Here is a 21,391-nt window from a genome sequence, read left to right as displayed (position 1 = left end):
CTCAAGCGTAGAAAATCGTGGCCAGTCCCAGAAAGGCCATGAAACCGACAACGTCGGTAACGGTTGTCAGGATGACGCTGCCAGCCAAGGCAGGGTCTATGTTTCGGGACTTCAGGAACAGCGGTAACACGGTGCCCACCAAGGCAGCGGCTACCAGGTTGATGATCAATGCTGCAGCGATAATTGCCCCGATCAGCCAGTCCTGGAACCACAATATGGCAGCGACAGCGACAACAAGCGCCCATAGCAAGCCATTGAGAACGCTGGACAGGAACTCGCGATTCAATAGCCAACCGACATTTGCCCCGCTGATCTGCCCGACCGCCATGCCGCGGATGACCAGAGTGAGAGTCTGGCTACCGGCGATGCCGCCCATACTGGCTACGATGGGCATCAGAACTGCCAGTGCTACCACTTTCGCGATGGTTTCTTCAAACAGTCCGATAACGGCGGAGGCGGTGAACGCGGTAATCAGATTAATGCCAAGCCACACCGCCCGCCGCCGCGTGGTTTTGAGCACTGGTGCGAACGTGTCTTCGTCTTCGTCCAGACCGGCCATACTCATCAGCGAGTGATCCGCATCTTCCCGGATAACGTCGACCACGTCATCGATGGTGATCCGGCCCAGGAGCTTGTTGTCGTCACCCACCACCGGAGCAGAAATCAGGTCGTAGCGCTCGAAGAGGGTGGCGACCTTGGTGTCGGACAGTGTCACCGGAATCGGCTCGATGTCAGTGTCCATCACCTCACGAACCGTGGATGCGGGGTTGGACACCAGCATTCGGGTGATGGGCAGCATGCCAATGAATTCGTCCCGCCGGCTGACTACAATCAGGCTGTCGGTCATGGGGGGAAGGTTGCGGTGGCGGCGCAGGTACCGCAGTACCACGTCAATACTGATATCCGGGCGCACCGTAATGGTGTCCGTATTCATCAGGCCGCCGGCAGTGTCCTCGGGGTAGGAGAGTACTTCCTCTACCCGCTGCCGGTCTTGCTCGTCCATGGTGTCCAGGACCTCCTGGATCACCGTGTCTGGCAGCTGCTGGAGCAGGTCGGCCAGGTCGTCGGATTCAAAATCCTCAATGATATCTGCAAGTTCCTGGGCGTTCAGCTGGCTCAGGAAGTAGGCCCGGATGTCGTCACCGAGATATTGGAGTACTTCCCCTTCCAGTTGTTTATCGACCAGGTTCCACAGCAGGGCGCGTTGGCGGGGAGGGGAAGATTCCAGCAGGTGTGCGATATCGCTGGGGCTCAGGCCGCCATTGAGGATGCGGGCAACCTGTTTGAGCGCACCACTGTCCAGGGCCTCACTGAGGGAGCGAAGGCGCTGGCGGGCCTGACTTTTTTCCAGAATATCGGTCATGGAACCACCTGCAATCAGAAAACTGTCGCATTATAGCGGAGTTAGCGCCGTCAGGTGAGAAAGGATTGTAGGTGAATGACGAACCAGGGTGTGCTCAACCCCCCTCGCCGAAATAATCACCGATCAGTTCTACGAGTGCCTCGATGGCTTCCTGCTCATCAGGGCCGTCGGCGACCAGTTCAATATCAGTACCCTGGCTGGCAGCCAGCATCATCACCTGCATGATGTTCTTGGCATCCACGTCCCGGCCCTTGCCGCGGATTCGTACCTGGCTGTCAAAGCCGGAGGCGGTGGCCACAAGCTTGGCGGTGGCGCGGGCATGCAAGCCCAGTTTATTGATGATGGTGACGGGGCGGCAGATCATGTTGGATCAGATCTCCCCTCGGGCCTGGAGGTGGGGAAGTTCAGTATGACGAACCTGCACGTTGTTGTATCGGGTGCGGAAGTGCTGGCCCAGTTGCTCGCAGACATAGACGGAACGGTGCTGGCCACCGGTACAGCCAATAGAAATGGTCATGTAGCTGCGGTTGCTGTCGGCGAACGAGGGTAGCCAGGTATCCAGGAAGCGGATCAGGTCGTCCACCATTTGCCCGGTGAGAGGTTCCCGCTCGAGAAACTCGATAACCGGCTGATCGGTACCGACGTATTTGCGCAGGCTGGTATCCCAGTATGGATTGGGCAGGCAGCGCACATCGAAAACGTAATCGGAATCGACCGGTACGCCATGCTTGAAACCGAATGACTGGAACAGCAGTGCAAGCTCCTGATCCTTGCGACCGACCACTCGCTGTTTGACCATGTCGCGCAGTTCATACATCGACATGCCGGTGGTGTTGATGTAAAGGTCTGCCAGTTTTGACAGCGGTTCCAACAGTGCCTTTTCGTTGGTGATGGCTTCTCGGAGGGAGGTACGGTCATCGCTCAGCGGGTGCTTTCGGCGTGTGGCGTGGAACCGCTGCAGCAGGGACTGTTCATCGGCATCCAGAAAGATAATCTCGACAACGACTCCCGCATCGCGAAGCTGGCGATAGATCTGTTCGAAGTTGGCCAGTTCGGCAGACAGGTTGCGGGCGTCGATGCTGACGGCCATTTTCCGGAGCCGCCCCGGCGCTTCCTGTTGTGCCGCTTCCCGGGTCAGCGGGAACAGCAGTCCGATGGGAAGGTTGTCAATGCAATAAAAACCCAGATCTTCGAGCACATGCAACGCGGTACTCTTACCGGACCCGGATCGGCCACTGACGATGATCAGTTTCATGATGGACGCTCCTGCCTGCTTCTGTTGGTGCTACTGCTTATCAGGATGCCGCGGTCATGCGCTGGTAAAGGGATGCTGCATCCTGGCACTGGCGAAGCTGTTCACAGAACCCGTTGTCGTTGAATTTCTCGGCCAACTGGCTTAGCAACTCCAGATGTTCACTGGTGGCTTCTTTGGGCACGATCAAGGCAAACACCAGGTCGACCGGCTGATTGTCGATAGCATCGAAGTCGATGCTCTCTTCCAGTGTCATCAGCACGCCGATCACACGGTCCAGCCCCTCCAGCCGGCAATGGGGTATGGCAATACCCTGGCCGATACCGGTGCTGCCAAGCCGCTCGCGAGAAACCAGATTGCTGAAAATCTCGGTGTCGCTGAGGATTTCATCCTGATGATGAATATGCTCTGCGATGGTTTCCAGTACCCGCTTTTTACTGGAGGCTGGCACCCTGCACAGCGTCAGTTCGGGAGCCAGAATGTTGTCGATGGTCAGGGATGTATCGCTCATGGATCGACTGTGATTCCGTAAAAAAAAGGCTGCGGCCGGTATGCCCCGCCGCAGCTCGTATCATTGAAACACCCGGTACGGTGGCGCTATGAGCGCGCTCAGCCGTTGCCGTGCATCCGGTCTACATTCTTTTCTTTGTGCTTGAGGATCTGGCGGTCCAGCTTGTCCACCAGCGAATCAATCGCGGCGTACATATCCTCACTCTCTGCCTTTGCATGGATATCGCCACCGATGACATGCAGGGTGGCTTCAGCCATCTGACGTACCTTCTCAACTTCCAGCGTCACCTGACAGTTACTGATGTGGTCAAAGTGACGCTCCAGCTTCTCGAACTTGGTGTTGACGTAATCCTTCAATGCAGGGGTCAGTTCTACGTGATGGCCTGAAATGTTGAGTTGCATAGGCGTCTCCTGTTGTCATCATGCCGGTGTTGCCACCGGGCTGCGTGTCCGGTGCTTCGTGCACCGGCAAAAACATTAAACCAGTCGTTTGCGCTCGTTTGAAGGAGGGATGTGCATGGCCTCCCGGTATTTGGCAACGGTGCGCCGGGCCACATTGATGCCCTGATCTCCAAGCATGGCTGCAATCTTGCTATCGCTCAACGGCTTTTTCGGAGTTTCTTCTGAAATCAGTTTCTTGATCATCGCACGAATAGCAGTGGAGGAACATTCTCCGCCCTCAGCGGTACTGACGTGGCTGGAGAAAAAGTACTTCAGCTCGAAAATGCCGCGGGGTGTGTGCATATACTTTTGCGTGGTGACCCGTGAAATGGTGGATTCGTGCATTTCCACGGCCTGGGCGATATCCGAGAGGATCAGCGGCTTCATCGCTTCCTCCCCCTGGTCCAGGAAACCCTGTTGGTGCTCAACAATCCGGGTGGCGACTTTCAGTAGCGTTTCATTGCGGCTTTGCAGGCTTTTAATGAACCACTTGGCCTCCTGCAGTTGATCCCGCAGGTAGGTGTTATCAGCACTGCTATCGGCGCGACGGATCAGCGATGCATAGCTGGCGTTGACCCGAATTCTCGGGGCGATCTCCGGGTTGAGCTCAACACGCCACCGGCCCTCGTGTTTTCGGACGATGACGTCTGGTATCACGTAATCCGGCTCCGCTCGGTCCACCACGTCACCCGGGCGAGGGTTGAGGCTGGTAATCAGGGCCAGAACCTCGCGCAACTGATCTTCTTTGAGTCTGCTGCGGCGCAGCAGTTGCGCGTAATCCCGGTTGCCCAGCAGGTGCAGGAACTGGGTAACCACCAGGCGTGCCTGTCGAAGCCAGGGGGTATCTGGCGGCAACTGGTTGAGCTGAATCAGCAGGCATTCCTGCAGGTCCCGGGCGAACACGCCCGGCGGGTCGAAGTGTTGTAGCCGGTGCAGGACCGCTTCTACCTCGTCCAGTTCAAGGGGGTCTTCTTCGGTTTCGTCCTGCAGGCCGGAATGGATTTCCTCAATTGGTGAGGTCAGGTAACCGCGCTCGTCTACAGCGTCCATCAGGGCGTGGGCGATTGCCTGGTCACGCTCGCTCATGGGGGTCAGGTTGAGCTGCCATTCCAGGTGGTCCTGGAGGGTCTCGGCCGGTGAATTGCGGGTTTCGAAATCCGACTCGTTCTCGTCGTCCCCTTTGCTGGCTGGCGCCGGTGCAGACTGGTAGATATCGTCCCAGGCGGTGTCTACGGGCAGGTCGTCGGGGATGTTATCCGGAATGTCGTTTTCAGAAGCCCAGTCCGGGCCATTTTCGTTTTCATCCCAGTCAGAGGCAGCCTCGGTGGCCGGTTCATCGTGGTCGGAATCCCGGTCTTTATGTTCGTCCCGGGTGTCGGCATCCGTATCGGGGGTGTCAGACTGATCGTCATCCTCGGAGGTTTCCAGCATGGGGTTGGATTCCAGTGCCTGCTGGATTTCCTGCTGGAGGTCGAGGGTGGAAAGCTGAAGCAGGCGAATGGCCTGTTGCAGCTGGGGCGTCATGGTCAGACTCTGGCCCATCTTAAGCTGTAATGAGGCTTTCATAACCATGGCTCAAGATCCATAAATCAAGGGTGTCCCGGTAGTGACGTTGCCTGCTGTCAGGCAAAAAAATTGTTATACGCTGGTTACTTGCCGCTCACTGTTGTCAGTATAAGCAAGTTCTTTGCCGAGTTTACTTGCTACAGATCATCAAAACAATCAGACCTCGGTCGTCGAGGGGTTTTCTTCCGCTTACAGGTGGAACTCATCACCCAGGTAGACTTCCTTGACCTGCTGATTGGCCAGGATGGCTTCAGCATTGCCGGAGGCGATGATGTGTCCGCCGGAGACAATGTAGGCGTTTTCACAAATATCGAGGGTTTCCCGCACGTTGTGATCTGTGATCAGTACGCCAATGCCCTTGTCCCGCAAATGCCGGATGATGTGTTTGATGTCGCTGACCGAGATGGGGTCTACCCCGGCGAAGGGCTCATCCAGCAGAATAAACGCAGGTTCCATGGCCAGCGCTCTGGCGATTTCGACGCGCCGCCGTTCACCACCGGACAGCGCCATACCCAAGCTGTCCCGGATATGGGTGATGTGAAATTCCTCGAGCAGTTCCTCAAGTTTGGCTTCCCGCTCAGGCCGTTTCATGCCTTTTCGGGTTTCCAGTATGGCCATGATGTTGTCGCGCACGGTCAGTTTACGGAATACCGAGGCTTCCTGGGGCAGGTAGCCGATCCCTTTGCGTGCTCGGCCATGCATGGGCAGGGGTGTGATGTCCTGGCTGTCAATGGTGATTCGGCCGCGGTCGGAGGGTACAAGCCCGACAATCATGTAAAAACAGGTAGTTTTCCCGGCGCCGTTGGGGCCGAGCAGGCCTACGATTTCTCCGGACCGGATTTCCAGAGACACATCGAGAACCACTTTTTTCTGTTTGTAGCTTTTTGCCAGGTTGCTGGCCCTGAGAACTGCCATCAGTAACCTATTCGTCTGAGGGGTTGCTGGAGCCGCGAGGCTGAATCACCATTTCCACCCGGCCAGAGCTCTCTTCCGAAGGCGTGCCGCCTTCTGCAGTGACCACCCTGCGCACGGTGTCGTATTGGATGACGTCGCCCCGGAACACATTGTTGCCCTGTTCAATCACTGCCTGGCGCTCGAACGTCAGCCGGTTTTCCGCCGCTGACCAGGTGATGGTCCGCGCCCGGGCGTCTGTCATGGCTTCACCTTCCCGTGCCGGCTGGCGATATCGGGCGGGTTCGCCGCTTGCCTCAATCCGGCTGAGACCTTCGGGGCTTCGATACAGTACCACCCGTTCTGCGTTCAGCTGGGTGGCCCCCTGAACCAGTTCAACGTCGCCGGTGTAGATGGCGGTCCCTTCGGTATCGTCCAGGCGGGCGGAATCAGCGCTGACCTTGATGGGGGTGTCGGAATCCAGATCAAACGCGGTTGCCGGGCTGGCCAGCATCAGTGCGGCCAGTATGACCGGCAGTCGGTATGTGCGCTTACCTGATGGTTTCATATTGCCCTTCCACCCGGGAGTTGAGTTCCAGTATGCGTTCGTTTATCCAGGCTTTCATGCCATTGGCCTGGGTAACGCCGAACGGTTCGGTAATGGTGACCGGTTGATCGGTGTATACCGTGCCCTGGCGGTTATCCAGGGTCAGTGAGTCGGTTTTCAGGGTGGCTTCAGAGTCGCCGGTTTGCCGGAGTACGACGACGTTGCCCGTCAAGGTCACCTGATCATCGTCTTGGCGGAGGCTACCTTCATCCGCTTCGATTATCCATGGTGGGGTAGCCTGTTCGCTGAAAATCCTGGCCCTTGGAGCATTCATGGTGGCGTAGTTGGTGTCTTCAAACTGCTCAATTCGGGGGCTGGATATCGACATCTTAAGGTTGCCGTGTTCGTCCCAGGTTGTGTAGCGGCCCTCGATGATAAAACTGTCGGGTTCCGACGGGCCCCTGAGTTCTGCGGCATCGCCCCGCACACTGTCACCTTCCTCGTTCTGCCACATCAGGAAGACAGTGGCGAGAGCCGTGACCGCCAGTGCCAGGGTTCTCGCCAAGGGTTTGCGGGCGATGTTTGACAGCACCTCCGGAATCATGACGGCTCGCCCAGATAGGGGGCCAAAGTTGTTTCCAGCCGGTTCTGCGCCCAGAGTATCAGGTCACAGGTTTCACGCACGGCGCCGTGACCGCCCAGGGCCTGGGTGCAATAGTCGGCATGCTGGCGCACCAGCCAGTAGCCGTTGGGCACGCTGATGCCCAGGCCGGCGAATGTCAGGGCGGGCAGATCAGGCAGATCATCGCCCATATAGGCAATCTGGTCCGGAGCGATATCCATGCCTGCAACCAGTTCCTGTAACGCAACTTTCTTGTCTTCCCGGCCCTGCATCAGGTGCGGGATGCCGAGGTCGGTCATCCGTTTTTCTGTCAGTGGTGACCTGCGCCCGGTAATGACTGCCACGGTAATTCCAGCCATCATCAACTGTTTCAGACCCAGACCGTCCAGTATATTGAACGCTTTGAGTTCGTCGCCGGCAGCGCTGAAATACAACCGGCCGTCGCTCATGATGCCGTCTACGTCCAGGGCGATCAGGCGAATTCTGGCGGCTTTTGCCTTGAGCGTGTCGTCCCAGCCGGTGTGCATAGGCGGTGCGAAGTCACTCATTAAATCACCCCCGCACGCAGCAGGTCATGCATATTGATGGCGCCAACCAGGTTGCCGTCGTCGTCGGTGACGGGCAGGGCATTGATCTTCATCTCTTCCATGATGTTCAGTGCCTCGGCCGCCAGGTGGTCAGCCTGAATGGTTTTGCCGTGGCGGGTCATGACGTCCCGGATCGGAGTGGTGTGAACGTCGACGGATTTGTCCAGGGTCCGGCGCAGGTCGCCATCGGTAAATATGCCGGTCAGATGCCCCTGGGCGTCGACGATGGTGGTCATGCCCAGCCCTTTACGGCTGATCTCCAGCAGGGCGCCGCTGAGGGTGGTAGTTTCAAGAACTTTGGGAATCTGGTCGCCGGTATGCATGATGTCAGAAACCCGCAGCAGCAAGCGCCGTCCCAGACTGCCGCCCGGGTGAGAGAAGGCAAAGTCTTCGGCACTGAAGCCTCGGGCTTCCAGCAGGGCTACGGCCAACGCATCGCCCATGACCAGGGTTGCTGTGGTGCTGGATGTGGGTGCCAGGCCAAGCGGGCAGGCCTCCAGGGCAACGCTGACATCCAGATTGGCGACCGCTTCCTGAGCCAGCACAGAGTTCGGGTTGCCGGTCATGCTGATCAGCGGTGCCCCCATGCGTTTGATCAGCGGCAGAATGGTCACCACCTCGCTGGTGCTGCCGCTGTTGGAGATGGCAACCACCACATCTTGCGGGGTGATCATGCCCATATCGCCGTGGCTGGCTTCACCCGGGTGAACAAAAAAGGCGGGCGTGCCGGTGCTTGCCAATGTGGCTGCAATCTTGTTGCCGATATGGCCGGATTTACCCATGCCGGTGACCACTACCCGGCCTTTGCAGGCCATGATAACGTCGCAGGCTCTGGTGAAGTCGCCGTTGATACGGCCTTCCAGGGCTTCGATAGCTTCCCGCTCGATGCGGATGGCTCGAACTGCTGAGGAGCGGTAGTCGGGGGTGTCTGGAGCGTGTGAATCTGTCATCTCGGCGGATAGTCTGCTCGGTCGGTCTGGTTTGCCCGGCCAAACGTCGGTGATCGGGCGACTGAATCGTGAGTATATCATTGTTGAGACGCGTGGCAGCCAACGTTCAGGGAAACTGATCATTGCCATCAAGACATTTTACGTAGCTTTAACCGGCTTTTCATTGAGCTGAAGCGGCGCATGTCATAATGTAGGCGCTCTTTAATCAGGATGGATTATGGCGTCATCTGCATACATAAGCCTTAACGACGTGGTGTTTTCCCGCTCCGGCCGGCGCATATTCGATGGTGTCTCGCTGGATATTCCGAAGGGGCGGATCACCGCGATCATGGGCCCTAGTGGCACCGGTAAGACCACGCTGTTGCGACTGATTGGCGGCCAGCTGCGTCCCGACTCCGGTCAGGTGGTGGTGGCAGGCCGTGAGGTGCCAAAGCTCAAGCGCAAGGAATTGTACGTGCTGCGGGAAAAGATGGGCATGCTTTTTCAGAGTGGCGCCCTGTTCACCGACCTGAGTGTTTACGAGAACGTTGCCTTTCCTTTGCGGGTTCACACCCGCCTGCCGGAAGATATGATTCGGGACATCGTGCTGATGAAGCTCGAAGCGGTGGGCCTGCGTGGTGCCCGCAACCTTATGCCCTCGGAACTGTCCGGGGGGATGACACGCCGGGTGGCGCTGGCCCGTAGTATCGCGCTGGACCCTGAGCTGATCATGTACGACGAGCCTTTCGCCGGGCAGGATCCCATTGCCATGGGGGTTCTAGTCAAGTTGATCCGCGATCTGAACAGCTCCATGGGCCTGACCAGTGTGCTCGTTTCCCATGACGTGCCGGAATCCCTGAGTATCTGCCACTACGCGTGCATCATTGCGGATGGCAAGGTCATTGGTGAGGGAACTCCGGATGAACTCAGGGCGCACCCCTCCGAGCGGGTTCAACAGTTCCTCAAAGGCCAGCCCGACGGCCCGGTGCCGTTCCATTACCCGAACAGCGATGCAGCGTCTGATTTCGGTATCTGCGGGGGTGGCGCATGATGGATCGCATAGCTGCCCTGGGGCGAACGGGTCTTGATGTTATTGCGTCACTGGGGCGGGCCTGTCAGTTTCTGGCGGGCGTTGTCGGGGGCGTACCGAAGCCCTCTGTAGGTTTTCCGCTCCTGGTAAAGCAGTTATATGCAGTCGGTGTGCTGTCGCTGGCCATTGTGGTGGTGTCGGGTTTGTTCATCGGCATGGTGCTTGGTCTTCAGGGGTACACTATTCTCAGCGATTTTGGTTCGGAGGCGGCCATCGGCCAGATGATCGCATTGACCCTGGTGCGTGAACTGGCGCCAGTGGTGGCGGCACTGCTGTTTGCTGGCCGTGCTGGTTCTGCGTTAACCGCCGAAATCGGTCTGATGAAAGCGACTGAGCAACTCTCCAGCATGGAAATGATGGGGGTCGACCCGTTGCGCCGGGTGATCGCCCCAAGGTTGTGGGCGGGTTTTATTTCACTGCCCATTCTGGCCATGATATTCGCGGTGGTTGGCGTCTGGGGTGGCATGTTGGTGGGTGTTGAATGGTTAGGTGTATACGAAGGCTCATATTGGGGCAATATGCAGGCCTCAGTGGACTTTGTGGATGACGTTCTCAACGGGCTGATCAAGAGTGTGGTGTTCGGTTTTGTCTGTGCCTGGATTGCGGTGTACCAGGGTTATGACTGTGTGCCCACCTCGGCAGGGATCAGTTCGGCCACTACCAAAACTGTGGTGTATTCATCTCTGGCGGTTCTCGGCCTGGATTTCGTGCTGACCGCTGTCATGTTTGGAAATTTCTAACAGGTATTCCGGGAGCCTCTCATGGCACAACGAACAACAGAAATCATCGTCGGTCTGTTTATTATCGCCGGGCTGGCTGCCTTGCTGTTCCTGGCGTTGCAGGTCAGTGGCCTGTCCCCCAAGGCCGCTGGCGCTACCTACAGGCTCCATGCAAACTTCAACGATATTGGCGGGCTGGCGCCCCGGGGCCGGATATCCATGGCGGGTGTGACGGTAGGCACCATTGAGTCGATCACTCTGGACCGGGAAACCTTTCAGGCCAGGGTGACCATGTCTATCCACAAAGACGTGGATAACATCCCGGCGGACAGTGCAGCAGTAATACGTACATCCGGAATTCTGGGGGAGCAGTACATTGATATCTCCATTGGTGGGGATCTTGAGTCCTTGAAAGAAGGCGATACCTTCTATTCCACCCAATCTGCCATGAATCTGGAACGGATGATCAGCAATTTCGCCTCGGGCCGGTGAGGCAACGGGAATAAACGCACAGGAGACTGCAATGCTTGTTTTGAAACAACGCCTTATACTGATACTCGCCCTGTTTGCAGTAGGGTTCGGCCAGGCCTGGGCAGGGCCGGAAGAAGAGCTCAGGCAGTATGTGGATGACAATACCCAGAAGTTGGTAAAAAAGCTTCAGGCGGAGAAGGGCCTCTACGCATCCGACCCGGAAGCCTTTTACGCGAGCATGGATGAAACCCTTGACCAGTTCGTGGATTTCCGTCGCATTGCGGCTCGGGTAATGGGCCGCTACGCCCGGCAGTCGACGCCAGAGCAGCGCGATGACTTTGTCGAGAAGTTCAAGCGCAGCCTGTTTGACAGTTATGCCCAGGCGCTGGTGTCGGCCGATGATTTCACTATCCAGGTGAAAGAGGCGTCCATCATGGCCCAGAACAACGATCGCGCAACCGTGCAGATGGAAGTCGTCACCTCCTCAGGTAATCGCTATCCCGTCACTTATTCCATGTACCGCAATGCCGAAGGTCGGTGGATGATGGAAAACGTCATCGTTGAGGGTATCAATATCGGCCTGGCTTTCCGCGACCGCTTTGCCCAGGAAATGGAGGCTAATCGGGGCCAGATTCAACTGGTCATCGATGGTTGGAGCGACGCGGTGGAATCGCTGAACCTGGACGAGGAAATTGACCAGTCATGACCAGTGACGCGCCTGCGGTCATTTTGGATGGCACTACTTTGCGGGTAACCGGATCGGTTGATGCCGATTCGGTGATTCCGTTGCGCAAACAGGGTGAACAGCTAATCAAGGGTGCCCAGAGCTCGCTTACGGTCGACCTTGCCGGGCTGGGCACCGCCCACAGCGTGGTGCTCTCTATGCTCCTTTGCTGGCATCGGCTGGCACTCAGTCGGCAAGTATCCCTTACCTTTGAAGGCGCCAGCGACCGCCTATTGTCGCTGGCTGCACTCAGCAATCTTAAAGATCAGATTCCCGGATTTGCCTCACACAGCTGACCGGCGCCCGGGAATTGGTTACAATTCCGCCCCTGATTTCAATACAGCCGAGGAATCCCTATGGACGCCGCCCAGGTTACCGATCTAGTAAAACAAGCACTGCCCGATTGCGAGGTGCAGGTGCAGGTTGATGGCAACCATTACCTCGTGGTCGCGGTGGGTGAGGTATTCGAAGGCCTGCCAACCATCAAACGGCAGCAAATGATTAACAAGGTACTGTTCCAGCACATCATGGACGGCACCATTCACGCCCTTCACCCGAAGGCCTACACCCCGAGCGAGTGGGCCGAGCGGCAGGCCAACGCCTGAACCGAACAGGACAGATATTGTGGATAAACTTCTGATCAGGGGGCGCAAGCCTCTGGATGGCGAGATTCGCATCTCCGGTGCCAAGAACGCGGCGCTGCCGATTCTGGCAGCTACCCTGCTGGCGGATGAGCCGGTGACCGTTGGCAACCTGCCGCACCTGAACGACATCACAACGATGATCGAACTGCTTGGCCGGATGGGTGTCGAGCTGCTGATTGACGAAAAGATGAGTGTTGAGGTTCACGCCAACACCATCAAGCATTTTCATGCGCCCTATGAGCTGGTGAAAACCATGCGCGCCTCCATTCTGGTACTGGGCCCGCTGGTGGCGCATTTTGGTGAGGCAGAAGTTTCCCTGCCTGGCGGTTGTGCCATTGGTACCCGCCCGGTCAACCTGCACATCCACGGCCTGGAACTGATGGGCGCGGATATCAAGGTTGAGAATGGTTACATCAAGGCCAAAACCAATGGTCGCCTGAAAGGTGCCCATATCTTCATGGACACGGTAACGGTAACCGGCACCGAAAACCTGCTGATGGCCGCGACCCTGGCTGAGGGTAAAACCATCCTCGAAAACGCTGCCCGAGAACCGGAAGTAGTGGATCTGGCCGAATGCCTTATTGCCATGGGCGCCGACATCAAGGGCCATGGCACCGCCACTATTGAGATCAATGGCGTAGAGCGCCTGCACGGTTGCCACTACAACGTGCTGCCGGATCGCATTGAAACCGGTACCTATCTGGTGGCTGCGGCCGCCACGGGTGGCCGGGTGAAGGTTAAAGATACCCGCGAAGACTTGCTTGAGGCGGTATTACTGAAGCTGGAAGAAGCAGGCGCCCACATCACCACCGGGCCGGACTGGATTGAGCTGGATATGAAGGGTAAGCGCCCGAAGGCGGTTAACCTGCGAACGGCGCCATACCCCGCATTTCCGACGGATATGCAGGCCCAGTTTGCGGCGATGAACGCCGTCGCCGAGGGCACGGGGACCATTGTAGAGACGGTCTTTGAAAACCGCTTTATGCACCTGCAGGAGCTGATTCGCATGGGCGCGGATATCAGTCTGGAAGGTAACGCCGCCATCATTAAAGGTGTGGAGCATCTGACGGGCGCGCCGGTTATGGCCACGGATCTGCGAGCCTCGGCCAGTCTGGTTATCGCAGGCCTGGTGGCTGATGGCGACACCATCGTAGACCGCATTTACCACATAGACCGTGGCTATGAATGTATTGAGGAAAAACTGCAGCTGCTGGGCGCAAGTATTCGCCGTTTGCCGGCATAATGAACCAACGGGACCCGAAAAGACCCATGACAGATTCCATCACCATCGCCTTGTCGAAGGGACGAATTCTCGAAGAGACCTTGCCGCTGCTGGCGGAGGCCGGTATTGAGCTGGTCGACGACGTGAAGAAGTCCCGCAAGCTGGTGTTCCCGACCACAGACCCGAACGTGCGGATTCTGATTATCCGTGCCACCGATGTGCCCACTTATGTTCAGTATGGCGGGGCCGATCTTGGAGTCACGGGCAAGGATGTGCTGATGGAGCATGGCGGGGAAGGCCTGTATGAGCCGCTGGATCTGAACATTTCCCGTTGTAAGCTGATGACCGCGGGCAAGAAGGGCGAGCAGCCGCCGGCCGGGAGAATCCGGGTGGCCACCAAGTTCGTAAATCTTGCGCGGCGCTATTATGCGGCTCAGGGGCGGCAGGCGGATATCATCAAGCTTTATGGGGCGATGGAGCTGGCGCCGATTCTGGATCTGGCGGATGAGATTGTCGATATTGTGGATACGGGCAATACTCTGAAGGCCAATGGGCTGGAGCCTCGGGAGCTGATTGATCATATCAGTTCGCGGTTGGTGGTTAATCGGGCTTCTATGAAGATGAAGCATGGGCAGATTAATCCCATCATAGAGAAGATGGCGGTTGCGGTGGATCGCCGTCGTGGTTCGGGTTCGGAGTAAGGCTTCCTTCTTTTTGGGTGCATGTCAGCCATCGGGTAGGCCTTTCCAAAAACCGCTACGAGCACATCCATGTGCGCTTCTCTCAGGCCATCCTTGGCCTTCGAAATTTTTGGAAAGGCCTACCCGATGGCTTTCGCGTACTTTTGAGTTTGGAAGCCCCTGAGCTTTGTTGAATATTCCCCGATTCGCTGGCGGGCAATCCAGCGGTTGTAAGTTTTCAATCCAACGCAGGATTAACGAGATGAACGACAGAATCACCAGACTGACGACAACCCAGAGCGACTTTGATGGTGCGCTGGCCAAGCTGTTGGCGTGGGATGACAGTGTTGACCATCAGGTGAATGAGTCGGTTCGGCATATTCTGCGTGAGGTGAAAACCCGTGGCGATGCGGCGGTTCTGGAGTTTACGGAGAAGTTTGACCGGTTGAAGGTCAGTTCCATGGCGGAGTTGGAGATGGACAAGAGCCGTCTTCAGGAAGCGTTGGAGCGGATTCCTCAGGATCAGCGGGTGGCTCTGGAGAAGGCCGCTGAGCGGGTTCGGGATTACCATGAGCGGCAGGATCAGAAGTCCTGGCAGTATCAGGACGAGGACGGGACGATTCTGGGGCAGAAGGTGACGCCGCTGGACCGGGCGGGACTTTATGTGCCTGGTGGTAAGGCGGCGTATCCGTCTTCGGTGTTGATGAATGCCATTCCGGCGAAGGTGGCGGGTGTCGGTGAGTTGATCATGGTGGTGCCGACGCCGGATGGCGTGGTGAACGACATGGTTCTCGCGGCGGCCGCGATTGCCGGAGTTGATCGGGTGTTTACGCTCGGGGGCGCGCAGGCTGTGGCGGCGTTGGCCTATGGTACTGAGACTGTGCCGGCAGTGGACAAGATTGTCGGCCCTGGCAATATTTTTGTGGCTACGGCCAAGCGGGAAGTGTTCGGGGTTGTGGGTATCGATATGATTGCCGGCCCGTCCGAGATTCTGGTGATTTGCGATGGCAAGACCAATCCGGACTGGATCGCCATGGATCTGTTTTCCCAGGCTGAGCACGACGAGCAGGCCCAGAGTATTCTGATCAGCCCGGATGCGGCTTTTCTGGATGCGGTGGAAGCCAGCATTAACAAGCTGCTGCCGACCATGGAACGGGAGGAGATTATTCGCACGTCCATGATTGGCCGTGGTGCGCTGATTCACGTGGCGGATTTGAAAGCAGCGGCGGAAGTCTCCAACCGGATTGCTCCGGAACACCTGGAGCTGTCGGTGGAAGACCCGCAGGCGATGCTGGATGATATTCGTCACGCTGGTGCCATTTTCATGGGCCGTTACACCGCCGAAGCCTTGGGTGACTACTGTGCCGGCCCGAACCACGTACTGCCTACCAGCGGTACGGCAAGGTTCAGCTCGCCGCTGGGGGTTTACGATTTCCAGAAACGCTCCTCCTTGATCGGCTTCAGCCCCAAAGGTGCCGACCGGATGGGGCGTGTAGCGTCTGTGCTGGCGCGCGGTGAAGGGCTGACCGCTCACGCCCGTTCCGCGGAGTACCGTATCAATGAGTAAGTTCTGGAGCGCGCTGGTCAGCGAATTGCAGCCGTATGTGCCGGGTGAGCAGCCGAAAATGGCCAACCTGGTCAAGCTGAACACCAACGAAAATCCCTTCGGGCCATCCCCGAAGGTGATTGCAGCCATTCAGTCCGAGCTAAACGACAACCTCCGCTTGTACCCGGACCCGGAAGGGCAGGCGCTGAAAGAAGCGATTGCTGCCTATCACACGGATTCCGGTATTTCCGCCAAGCAGGTGTTCGTAGGTAACGGTTCAGACGAGGTTCTGGCCCACATTTTCCAGGGCTTACTCAAACACGACAAGCCGATCCTGTTTCCGGACATTACTTACAGCTTCTACCCGGTTTACTGCGGCCTGTACCAGATTGAAAGTGATGTCATCCCGCTGACCGAAAGCTTCGAAATCAACCCGGAAGACTACAAGCGCCCCAACGGCGGCATCATCTTCCCGAATCCGAATGCGCCTACCGGCCGGTATCTCGGGCTGGAGCATGTGGAAGAAATCCTGAAGGCGAATCCGGACAGCGTGGTGGTGGTTGACGAAGCCTATGTAGACTTCGGTGGTGAGACGGCTATTTCATTGGTCAATCAATACCCGAACCTTCTGGTCAGCCAGACTCTGTCCAAGGCTCGTTCGTTGGCCGGCCTTCGGGTAGGTTTCGCAGTGGGTAATGAGGAACTGATTGAGGCTTTGAATAGAGTTAAAGATAGCTTCAATTCCTACCCGCTCGATCGTCTGGCGTTGGCCGGTGCGATCGCGGCGTTTGAAGATCGCGAGTGGTTTGAGAAATGCTGTGGCGGCGTGATTGAAGAGCGTGAGCGGGTTACGGCTGCGCTGGAGAATCTTGGCTTTGAAGTGCTGCCATCAAAGGCAAACTTCGTCTTCGCCCGTCACCCAAGCCATGAAGGCGCTGATATTGCTGCCAAGCTGAGAGAGCAGGGCATTATCGTTCGTCACTTCAACAAGCTGCGGATTAGCGACTTCCTGCGAATTACTATTGGTACGAGCGATCAAAATAACGCGTTGATCAAGGGCCTTGATTCTCTCTAAGTTGACAGCAGACTTGTGAGAGGGTCAGCGCTTTAGGTATTGCGCATCGCAAGGGGCTGGAAAGGCTTTCCAAAAAACGCTCCTTGCGGCACATCCCTGTGGCGCTTGGGCTCCGCCATCCATGGCTCCGCACATTTTTGGAAAGCCTTTCCAGCCCCTCGCCCCAAGCTTATGTGCGCGCTGAATCAACCCTGAATATTAGCGAGATAGGGGGTATACATGGCAAACCGAAACGAAATCCTCGCCAAAATCAACGAGTGGCTCCAGCCGGAAAATTTCCAAGACTATGCCCCGAACGGCCTGCAAGTAGAGGGTAGTGGGTACGTAAGCGTTATCGTGTCCGGGGTAACCGCATCGCAGGCGTTGATCGACGAAGCGGTGAAACATAACGCCGATATGATTCTGGTCCACCACGGCTACTTCTGGAAAGGCGAAGACCAGGCCATCCGCGGCATGAAGAAGAACCGCATCAAGCAGCTGCTGGATAACGACATCAACCTGGTGGCCTACCACCTGCCGCTCGATGACCATCCCGAATATGGCAACAACCGCCAACTCGCCAATGTCCTGAATATCCAGAACGCCACGCCCATCGGCGGACTGGTTTGGCAGGGCGAGCTTTCTGAACCAATGACTCCGGAAACGTTCGGTCTCCACATCGCCAGAGCCCTTCATCGGCAGCCCCTTCATGTTGGTAATGGCCCCGAAAAAATCAAAACCGTAGCCTGGTGCACCGGTGCTGCCCAGGGGTTTATTAATGCAGCGCTGAATGCAGGGGTTGATGCTTACATCAGCGGGGAAATTTCAGAGCCGACCACTCACACTGCCAGAGAGTGCGGAATCCATTACTTTGCAGCGGGCCACCACGCCACAGAGCGCTATGGTGTCCAAGCGCTGGGAGAGGCGTTGGCCAAAGAGTGTGGTGTGAGCCACCGGTTCGTCGATTGTGATAACCCGGTATAGAGTGTTGGTTTGTCCTCGTCGGAAATCCTGACACGAGTTCCAGGGCTATCTCATTTCGTGGGTCGTGGGAGGTCTCGGTGAAGTCGGGTTGGTCAGTCAGGGGTAGGGCTTCCAAAAATGTGCGGAGCCATGGATGGCGGAGCAGAAGCGCCACAAGGATGTGCCGAAGGAGCGGTTTTTGGAAGCCCTACCCCTGACTGGCCATGCACAGAATCAGAAGGCTATTTGAGGTAGGGCTCCAAGCCAAAACGCCCGGCTGGCGCTGGAATTAGGGATTCAAGCAGACCGCTTGGTACCATCCGCATTCAGGCCATAGTCCTCGGCCAGTGTGCCTTTGTCCTCAGGATCAGCCTTCGGCGCATAATCCCGTGGTGGCTCTGAGTTTTCATCACTGCCGTGCTCCAGCCGGCCAGAGCCGTCCTGTCCAAGCTCCTCCAGCCAGTCCTCATCATTGCAAAGCCGGTTCGCGCCACGGGCCATATGTTGATTCACATCGCGATAGGCATCATTAAACCGGCGCAGCAAATGGGCAGACTCCATGAAATGCTCATTAACCTGTGCCTGATAGCGAGTAAACTCACTGCGCAATTCTTCAATTTGCTGCTCTGCCCGGCGCTGCCGGAGCGTTGCTCCCTGGCCTGAACGGCCCACCAGAATCCCGATGACAATGCCAACCACCAACGCGGCTACCGCCGCCAGAATCAGGTTTGTCATATAAAAACGTCCTTTCGTTGCATGCGAGTGAGCTAATCCTCATTCAAAGAGTATAACTCCCCTGACTGATTGAGCCCATGGCCAGGCACTGAGCGAATCGTCGTATTGCTCTAGTGTCTCGTCTGGCTAAGGAATTAGCCAGACGAGACACTAGCACCCGCCCGGCGTGGCGAAAAAGTACGAAATAAGCGACAATACCGCGCCGAAAATCCAACACCATTACAATCCCGGGAAACCCTGATGACAGCAGCCATGTCTTCTGAAACCGTCGCGAACCTGAGCCCTTGGGAGCGTTACCAAAAGGACCTTGAACGCCCGGACTTTCACAAAGACCCGGCCCAGGAAGATGCCGTCCGTCGCCTTCAGGCACTGTACGACAAACTGGTCGATGCCGAAAGTGAACGCCACAAAGGCCTGGCAAAACTGCGCCGTAAATTTAAGAAAGGCAAAGAAGATCCAGTCAAGGGGCTCTATTTCTGGGGTGGTGTGGGCCGCGGCAAGACCTATCTGATGGACACTTTCTACGAGGCGTTGCCGTTTGACCGCAAGATGCGGGTGCATTTTCATCGCTTCATGCAGCGGGTTCACAACGAGCTTAAGCAGCTTAAGGGCGAGAAAAATCCGCTGGACAGGGTGGCCAAAAAGTTTGCCGATGAAACCCGTGTTATCTGTTTCGATGAGTTCTTCGTCTCCGATATCGGCGATGCAATGATTCTCGCCACGCTGATGGATGGCCTGTTTGGCCGCGGTGTTACCCTGGTATGCACATCGAATATCGTGCCAGACGGCCTCTACAAGGATGGCTTGCAACGGGCCCGTTTCCTCCCCGCTATAGAGCTGGTGAAGAAACATACCGACGTGGTGAACGTCGACGGCGGCGTGGACTACCGATTGAGAACCCTTGAACAGGCTGAGCTTTACCATTGCCCGCTGGACGACCAGGCCGATGTCAGCCTGCGCACCAGCTTTGATGCCCTTGCTGTTGAGGCGGGTAAACACAGTAAAACCATGGAAATCAACGGCCGCAAAATTCCGGCGGAGGCCCACGCAGATGATGTGGTGTGGTTCGATTTTAAATCCGTGTGTGACGGCCCGCGGAGCCAGAACGACTACATCGAAATGGCGCGTCAGTTCCACGCTATCATCATCAGCAACGTGCCGCAGCTGGGTAAAAACAATGACGACCAGGCTCGTCGCTTTATCAATATGATTGACGAGTTCTACGACCGGAACGTCAAGGTCATCATCTCGGCTGCTGCCCCCATCACCGAACTCTACACCGGCGGCCGCCTGAGCTTTGAATTCGAGCGCACCGAATCCCGCCTGCTCGAAATGCAATCCCGGGAATACCTGGAAGCGCCCCATAAGCCATAGGGTCTGTCCCCGAACGGGGACTGACCCATTTTGGACTCCAGCTCCAAAAATCAGAGCGGTTATAGGGTCTGCCCTCGCAGGGGACTGACCCATTTTAGAACCCAACTCCATAAAAGAGGGTCAGTCCCCACCCGGGGACAGACCCGTTACCAAGAGAGGTCACAAATGAGCCAAGACAACGTAGTTATCGTAAGCGGCGTACGCACTCCCATGGGCGGATTTATGGGCAGCCTTGCCCCGGTTTCAGCCCCTGAACTGGGCGCCATCTCCATCGCCGAAGCCGTCAAGCGCGCCGGCCTGCAGCCTGCCGATATCCAGGAAGTCATCATGGGCAATGTGCTTCCTGCCGGCCTCAAGCAAGGCCCGGCCCGCCAGGCCATGCGTAAGGCCGGCCTGCCCGACAGCACCGGCGCCACCACCATCAACAAGCTTTGTGGCTCCGGCATGAAAGCGGCCATGCTGGCCCATGACCTCATCAAGGCAGGCACCAACGACATCATGGTCGCCGGTGGTATGGAAAGCATGTCCAATGCACCCTACGTGCTGCTTGGCGCCCGCCAGGGCTATCGTATGGGCCCCGGGCAGGCCCCGCAGGATCATATGTTCCTGGACGGTCTGGAAGATGCGGAAACCGGTCGCCTGATGGGTTCCTTTGCCCAGGAAATGGCAGACAAGAAAGGCTACAGCCGGGAAGACATGGATGAGTACGCCATCCAGTCCCTGACTCGTGCCAAGAAAGCCATCGAAGAAGGCTTGCTGAAAGCAGAAATCATCCCCGTCACTGTGAAAACCCGCAAAGGCGAGGTGGTCGTTGAAGATGACGAGCAGCCCCATGCTGCGAACATCGAGAAAATCCCGACCCTGCGCCCGGCCTTTGCCAAAGACGGCACGGTAACAGCCGCCAATGCCTCATCGATTTCTGACGGCTCCTCCGCTCTGGTTCTGATGCGTGAGTCCGAAGCCCAGAAGCGCGGCCTGAAGCCGATGGCCCGAATCGTGGCCCACAGTACCCAGTCACAGCACCCGAGCGAGTTCACCTGCGCTCCGGTGGGCGCCATCGAAACCCTGTTCGCGAAAACCGGCTGGACCAAAGACGACGTTGATCTGTTCGAAATCAATGAAGCCTTCGCCATGGTTGCCATGATGCCGATCAAAGAACTTGGCCTGGACCCGGCCAAGGTGAACGTGCACGGCGGCGCCTGCGCCCAGGGCCATCCGGTCGGTTCCACCGGCTCTCGCCTGCTGGTCACGCTGATGCACTCCCTGAAGCACTACGGCAAGAAAAAGGGCGTTGCCGCACTGTGTATTGGAGGGGGTGAAGCCACCGCCATGGCCATCGAAGTTCTGTAATACAGTCAAAGTGGTTGCACTCCCGAATCTTGTCTATAGTGAGGGAGTGCGAAAACACGGTTAAACGGAGAGTGACAGCAAAATCATACTTTTGACTGATCAAAGCCCTCA

Annotated in this window: 25 protein-coding genes; 13 read left to right on the top strand and 12 right to left on the bottom strand. The window is 57.1% G+C overall.

All coding sequences use genetic code 11. From position 1 onward, the window contains the following. Position 1: 1 nt before the first annotated feature. From mgtE to ACNSOI_RS13300, 11 genes are all read right to left on the bottom strand, one after another. The gene (mgtE, locus tag ACNSOI_RS13350; RefSeq protein ID WP_420194267.1) at positions 2–1,363 is read right to left on the bottom strand and encodes a magnesium transporter; all 1,362 of its coding nucleotides are present in this window, start codon (positions 1,361–1,363) and stop codon (positions 2–4) included. A 94-nt stretch (positions 1,364–1,457) separates the two neighbouring features. Next, a complete protein-coding gene (locus ACNSOI_RS13345; protein ID WP_072676726.1) occupies positions 1,458–1,727 on the bottom strand; it encodes an HPr family phosphocarrier protein in 270 nt (89 codons plus the stop codon). 6 nt (positions 1,728–1,733) lie between these two features. Further along, positions 1,734–2,618, bottom strand: a complete 885-nt coding sequence (gene rapZ / locus ACNSOI_RS13340; protein ID WP_152438677.1) for an RNase adapter RapZ — start codon at positions 2,616–2,618, stop codon at positions 1,734–1,736. A 40-nt stretch (positions 2,619–2,658) separates the two neighbouring features. Beyond that, positions 2,659–3,126, bottom strand: coding sequence for a PTS IIA-like nitrogen regulatory protein PtsN (gene ptsN / locus ACNSOI_RS13335; RefSeq protein WP_072676728.1), 468 nt, complete (start codon positions 3,124–3,126; stop codon positions 2,659–2,661). A 98-nt stretch (positions 3,127–3,224) separates the two neighbouring features. Further along, a complete protein-coding gene (gene hpf, locus ACNSOI_RS13330) occupies positions 3,225–3,527 on the bottom strand; it encodes a ribosome hibernation promoting factor (RefSeq protein WP_072676729.1) in 303 nt (100 codons plus the stop codon). Between the two features lie 75 nt (positions 3,528–3,602). Beyond that, positions 3,603–5,132: an RNA polymerase factor sigma-54 gene (locus ACNSOI_RS13325; protein ID WP_072678164.1), complete on the bottom strand. Its 1,530-nt coding sequence runs from the start codon at positions 5,130–5,132 to the stop codon at positions 3,603–3,605. Between the two features lie 189 nt (positions 5,133–5,321). Then, the gene (gene lptB / locus ACNSOI_RS13320; RefSeq protein WP_058092020.1) at positions 5,322–6,047 is read right to left on the bottom strand and encodes an LPS export ABC transporter ATP-binding protein; all 726 of its coding nucleotides are present in this window, start codon (positions 6,045–6,047) and stop codon (positions 5,322–5,324) included. Positions 6,048–6,054: 7 nt separating this feature from the next. Further along, a complete protein-coding gene (gene lptA, locus ACNSOI_RS13315; protein WP_342630824.1) occupies positions 6,055–6,591 on the bottom strand; it encodes a lipopolysaccharide transport periplasmic protein LptA in 537 nt (178 codons plus the stop codon). Beyond that, on the bottom strand, positions 6,575–7,174 hold the full coding sequence (gene lptC / locus ACNSOI_RS13310; protein WP_420194266.1) for an LPS export ABC transporter periplasmic protein LptC: 600 nt from the start codon (positions 7,172–7,174) through the stop codon (positions 6,575–6,577). Before lptC ends, lptA begins: the two co-directional genes overlap by 17 nt. Continuing rightward, complete coding sequence (locus ACNSOI_RS13305; RefSeq protein ID WP_420194265.1) at positions 7,171–7,740, bottom strand: KdsC family phosphatase; 570 nt, start codon at positions 7,738–7,740, stop codon at positions 7,171–7,173. Before ACNSOI_RS13305 ends, lptC begins: the two co-directional genes overlap by 4 nt. Next, positions 7,740–8,729 (bottom strand): KpsF/GutQ family sugar-phosphate isomerase, encoded by a 990-nt coding sequence (locus ACNSOI_RS13300; RefSeq protein ID WP_420194264.1) that lies wholly within the window; start codon positions 8,727–8,729, stop codon positions 7,740–7,742. Before ACNSOI_RS13300 ends, ACNSOI_RS13305 begins: the two co-directional genes overlap by 1 nt. A 217-nt stretch (positions 8,730–8,946) precedes the next feature. Here ACNSOI_RS13300 and ACNSOI_RS13295 point away from each other — a divergent pair, with 217 nt between their 5' ends. The 11 genes from ACNSOI_RS13295 to ACNSOI_RS13245 all read left to right on the top strand — a co-directional run bounded on the left by ACNSOI_RS13295 (position 8,947) and on the right by ACNSOI_RS13245 (position 17,842). Next, a complete protein-coding gene (locus ACNSOI_RS13295; protein ID WP_152438674.1) occupies positions 8,947–9,759 on the top strand; it encodes an ABC transporter ATP-binding protein in 813 nt (270 codons plus the stop codon). Next, positions 9,756–10,538: a lipid asymmetry maintenance ABC transporter permease subunit MlaE gene (gene mlaE / locus ACNSOI_RS13290; RefSeq protein ID WP_058092015.1), complete on the top strand. Its 783-nt coding sequence runs from the start codon at positions 9,756–9,758 to the stop codon at positions 10,536–10,538. The genes ACNSOI_RS13295 and mlaE overlap by 4 nt, the downstream gene beginning before the upstream one ends. Positions 10,539–10,559: 21 nt before the next feature. After that, positions 10,560–11,009 carry an outer membrane lipid asymmetry maintenance protein MlaD gene (gene mlaD / locus ACNSOI_RS13285; RefSeq protein ID WP_152438672.1) on the top strand — a complete coding sequence of 150 codons (450 nt, stop codon included), beginning with the start codon at positions 10,560–10,562 and terminating at the stop codon, positions 11,007–11,009. A 31-nt stretch (positions 11,010–11,040) separates the two neighbouring features. Next, entirely contained in the window at positions 11,041–11,694 is a 654-nt protein-coding gene (locus ACNSOI_RS13280) for an MlaC/ttg2D family ABC transporter substrate-binding protein (RefSeq protein ID WP_152438671.1), read from the top strand. Then, a complete protein-coding gene (locus ACNSOI_RS13275; protein WP_152438670.1) occupies positions 11,691–12,008 on the top strand; it encodes an STAS domain-containing protein in 318 nt (105 codons plus the stop codon). The genes ACNSOI_RS13280 and ACNSOI_RS13275 overlap by 4 nt, the downstream gene beginning before the upstream one ends. A 60-nt stretch (positions 12,009–12,068) precedes the next feature. Then, complete coding sequence (locus ACNSOI_RS13270) at positions 12,069–12,317, top strand: BolA family protein (protein WP_061331522.1); 249 nt, start codon at positions 12,069–12,071, stop codon at positions 12,315–12,317. 19 nt (positions 12,318–12,336) lie between these two features. Beyond that, positions 12,337–13,599, top strand: coding sequence for a UDP-N-acetylglucosamine 1-carboxyvinyltransferase (gene murA, locus ACNSOI_RS13265; RefSeq protein ID WP_152438669.1), 1,263 nt, complete (start codon positions 12,337–12,339; stop codon positions 13,597–13,599). 26 nt (positions 13,600–13,625) lie between these two features. Next, positions 13,626–14,279, top strand: coding sequence for an ATP phosphoribosyltransferase (hisG, locus tag ACNSOI_RS13260; protein ID WP_138437228.1), 654 nt, complete (start codon positions 13,626–13,628; stop codon positions 14,277–14,279). Between the two features lie 241 nt (positions 14,280–14,520). Beyond that, positions 14,521–15,825 carry a histidinol dehydrogenase gene (gene hisD, locus ACNSOI_RS13255; RefSeq protein WP_420194263.1) on the top strand — a complete coding sequence of 435 codons (1,305 nt, stop codon included), beginning with the start codon at positions 14,521–14,523 and terminating at the stop codon, positions 15,823–15,825. Continuing rightward, positions 15,818–16,879 (top strand): histidinol-phosphate transaminase, encoded by a 1,062-nt coding sequence (gene hisC / locus ACNSOI_RS13250; RefSeq protein WP_420194262.1) that lies wholly within the window; start codon positions 15,818–15,820, stop codon positions 16,877–16,879. Before hisD ends, hisC begins: the two co-directional genes overlap by 8 nt. A gap of 219 nt (positions 16,880–17,098) precedes the next feature. After that, the gene (locus ACNSOI_RS13245) at positions 17,099–17,842 is read left to right on the top strand and encodes a Nif3-like dinuclear metal center hexameric protein (protein ID WP_420194261.1); all 744 of its coding nucleotides are present in this window, start codon (positions 17,099–17,101) and stop codon (positions 17,840–17,842) included. Positions 17,843–18,118: 276 nt separating this feature from the next. Here the strand turns inward: ACNSOI_RS13245 and ACNSOI_RS13240 are convergent, their stop codons facing one another. Further along, positions 18,119–18,556: a YhcB family protein gene (locus tag ACNSOI_RS13240; protein WP_058092005.1), complete on the bottom strand. Its 438-nt coding sequence runs from the start codon at positions 18,554–18,556 to the stop codon at positions 18,119–18,121. Positions 18,557–18,832: 276 nt separating this feature from the next. Between ACNSOI_RS13240 and zapE the strand changes: the two genes are divergently transcribed. Both zapE and ACNSOI_RS13230 read left to right on the top strand, forming a co-directional pair. Further along, positions 18,833–19,930 carry a cell division protein ZapE gene (zapE, locus tag ACNSOI_RS13235; RefSeq protein WP_420195725.1) on the top strand — a complete coding sequence of 366 codons (1,098 nt, stop codon included), beginning with the start codon at positions 18,833–18,835 and terminating at the stop codon, positions 19,928–19,930. 165 nt (positions 19,931–20,095) lie between these two features. After that, positions 20,096–21,280 carry a thiolase family protein gene (locus tag ACNSOI_RS13230; RefSeq protein ID WP_420194260.1) on the top strand — a complete coding sequence of 395 codons (1,185 nt, stop codon included), beginning with the start codon at positions 20,096–20,098 and terminating at the stop codon, positions 21,278–21,280. Positions 21,281–21,391: the final 111 nt, after the last annotated feature.

It is taken from the genome of Marinobacter sp. GH_1, from assembly GCF_048595985.1.
GTDB lineage: Bacteria > Pseudomonadota > Gammaproteobacteria > Pseudomonadales > Oleiphilaceae > Marinobacter > Marinobacter shengliensis.
This window is presented reverse-complemented; position numbering and strand designations above follow the sequence as displayed.

What these genes read in the sequence shown, in the direction of transcription:
- mgtE (WP_420194267.1), bottom strand. Translation starts at nt 1,363, where the DNA reads ATGACCGATATTCTGGAAAAAAGTCAGGCCCGCCAGCGCCTTCGCTCC.
- ACNSOI_RS13345 (WP_072676726.1), bottom strand. Translation starts at nt 1,727, where the DNA reads ATGATCTGCCGCCCCGTCACCATCATCAATAAACTGGGCTTGCATGCC.
- rapZ (WP_152438677.1), bottom strand. Translation starts at nt 2,618, where the DNA reads ATGAAACTGATCATCGTCAGTGGCCGATCCGGGTCCGGTAAGAGTACC.
- ptsN (WP_072676728.1), bottom strand. Translation starts at nt 3,126, where the DNA reads ATGAGCGATACATCCCTGACCATCGACAACATTCTGGCTCCCGAACTG.
- hpf (WP_072676729.1), bottom strand. Translation starts at nt 3,527, where the DNA reads ATGCAACTCAACATTTCAGGCCATCACGTAGAACTGACCCCTGCATTG.
- ACNSOI_RS13325 (WP_072678164.1), bottom strand. Translation starts at nt 5,132, where the DNA reads ATGAAAGCCTCATTACAGCTTAAGATGGGCCAGAGTCTGACCATGACG.
- lptB (WP_058092020.1), bottom strand. Translation starts at nt 6,047, where the DNA reads ATGGCAGTTCTCAGGGCCAGCAACCTGGCAAAAAGCTACAAACAGAAA.
- lptA (WP_342630824.1), bottom strand. Translation starts at nt 6,591, where the DNA reads ATGAAACCATCAGGTAAGCGCACATACCGACTGCCGGTCATACTGGCC.
- lptC (WP_420194266.1), bottom strand. Translation starts at nt 7,174, where the DNA reads ATGATTCCGGAGGTGCTGTCAAACATCGCCCGCAAACCCTTGGCGAGA.
- ACNSOI_RS13305 (WP_420194265.1), bottom strand. Translation starts at nt 7,740, where the DNA reads ATGAGTGACTTCGCACCGCCTATGCACACCGGCTGGGACGACACGCTC.
- ACNSOI_RS13300 (WP_420194264.1), bottom strand. Translation starts at nt 8,729, where the DNA reads ATGACAGATTCACACGCTCCAGACACCCCCGACTACCGCTCCTCAGCA.
- ACNSOI_RS13295 (WP_152438674.1), top strand. Translation starts at nt 8,947, where the DNA reads ATGGCGTCATCTGCATACATAAGCCTTAACGACGTGGTGTTTTCCCGC.
- mlaE (WP_058092015.1), top strand. Translation starts at nt 9,756, where the DNA reads ATGATGGATCGCATAGCTGCCCTGGGGCGAACGGGTCTTGATGTTATT.
- mlaD (WP_152438672.1), top strand. Translation starts at nt 10,560, where the DNA reads ATGGCACAACGAACAACAGAAATCATCGTCGGTCTGTTTATTATCGCC.
- ACNSOI_RS13280 (WP_152438671.1), top strand. Translation starts at nt 11,041, where the DNA reads ATGCTTGTTTTGAAACAACGCCTTATACTGATACTCGCCCTGTTTGCA.
- ACNSOI_RS13275 (WP_152438670.1), top strand. Translation starts at nt 11,691, where the DNA reads ATGACCAGTGACGCGCCTGCGGTCATTTTGGATGGCACTACTTTGCGG.
- ACNSOI_RS13270 (WP_061331522.1), top strand. Translation starts at nt 12,069, where the DNA reads ATGGACGCCGCCCAGGTTACCGATCTAGTAAAACAAGCACTGCCCGAT.
- hisG (WP_138437228.1), top strand. Translation starts at nt 13,626, where the DNA reads ATGACAGATTCCATCACCATCGCCTTGTCGAAGGGACGAATTCTCGAA.
- hisD (WP_420194263.1), top strand. Translation starts at nt 14,521, where the DNA reads ATGAACGACAGAATCACCAGACTGACGACAACCCAGAGCGACTTTGAT.
- hisC (WP_420194262.1), top strand. Translation starts at nt 15,818, where the DNA reads ATGAGTAAGTTCTGGAGCGCGCTGGTCAGCGAATTGCAGCCGTATGTG.
- ACNSOI_RS13245 (WP_420194261.1), top strand. Translation starts at nt 17,099, where the DNA reads ATGGCAAACCGAAACGAAATCCTCGCCAAAATCAACGAGTGGCTCCAG.
- ACNSOI_RS13240 (WP_058092005.1), bottom strand. Translation starts at nt 18,556, where the DNA reads ATGACAAACCTGATTCTGGCGGCGGTAGCCGCGTTGGTGGTTGGCATT.
- ACNSOI_RS13230 (WP_420194260.1), top strand. Translation starts at nt 20,096, where the DNA reads ATGAGCCAAGACAACGTAGTTATCGTAAGCGGCGTACGCACTCCCATG.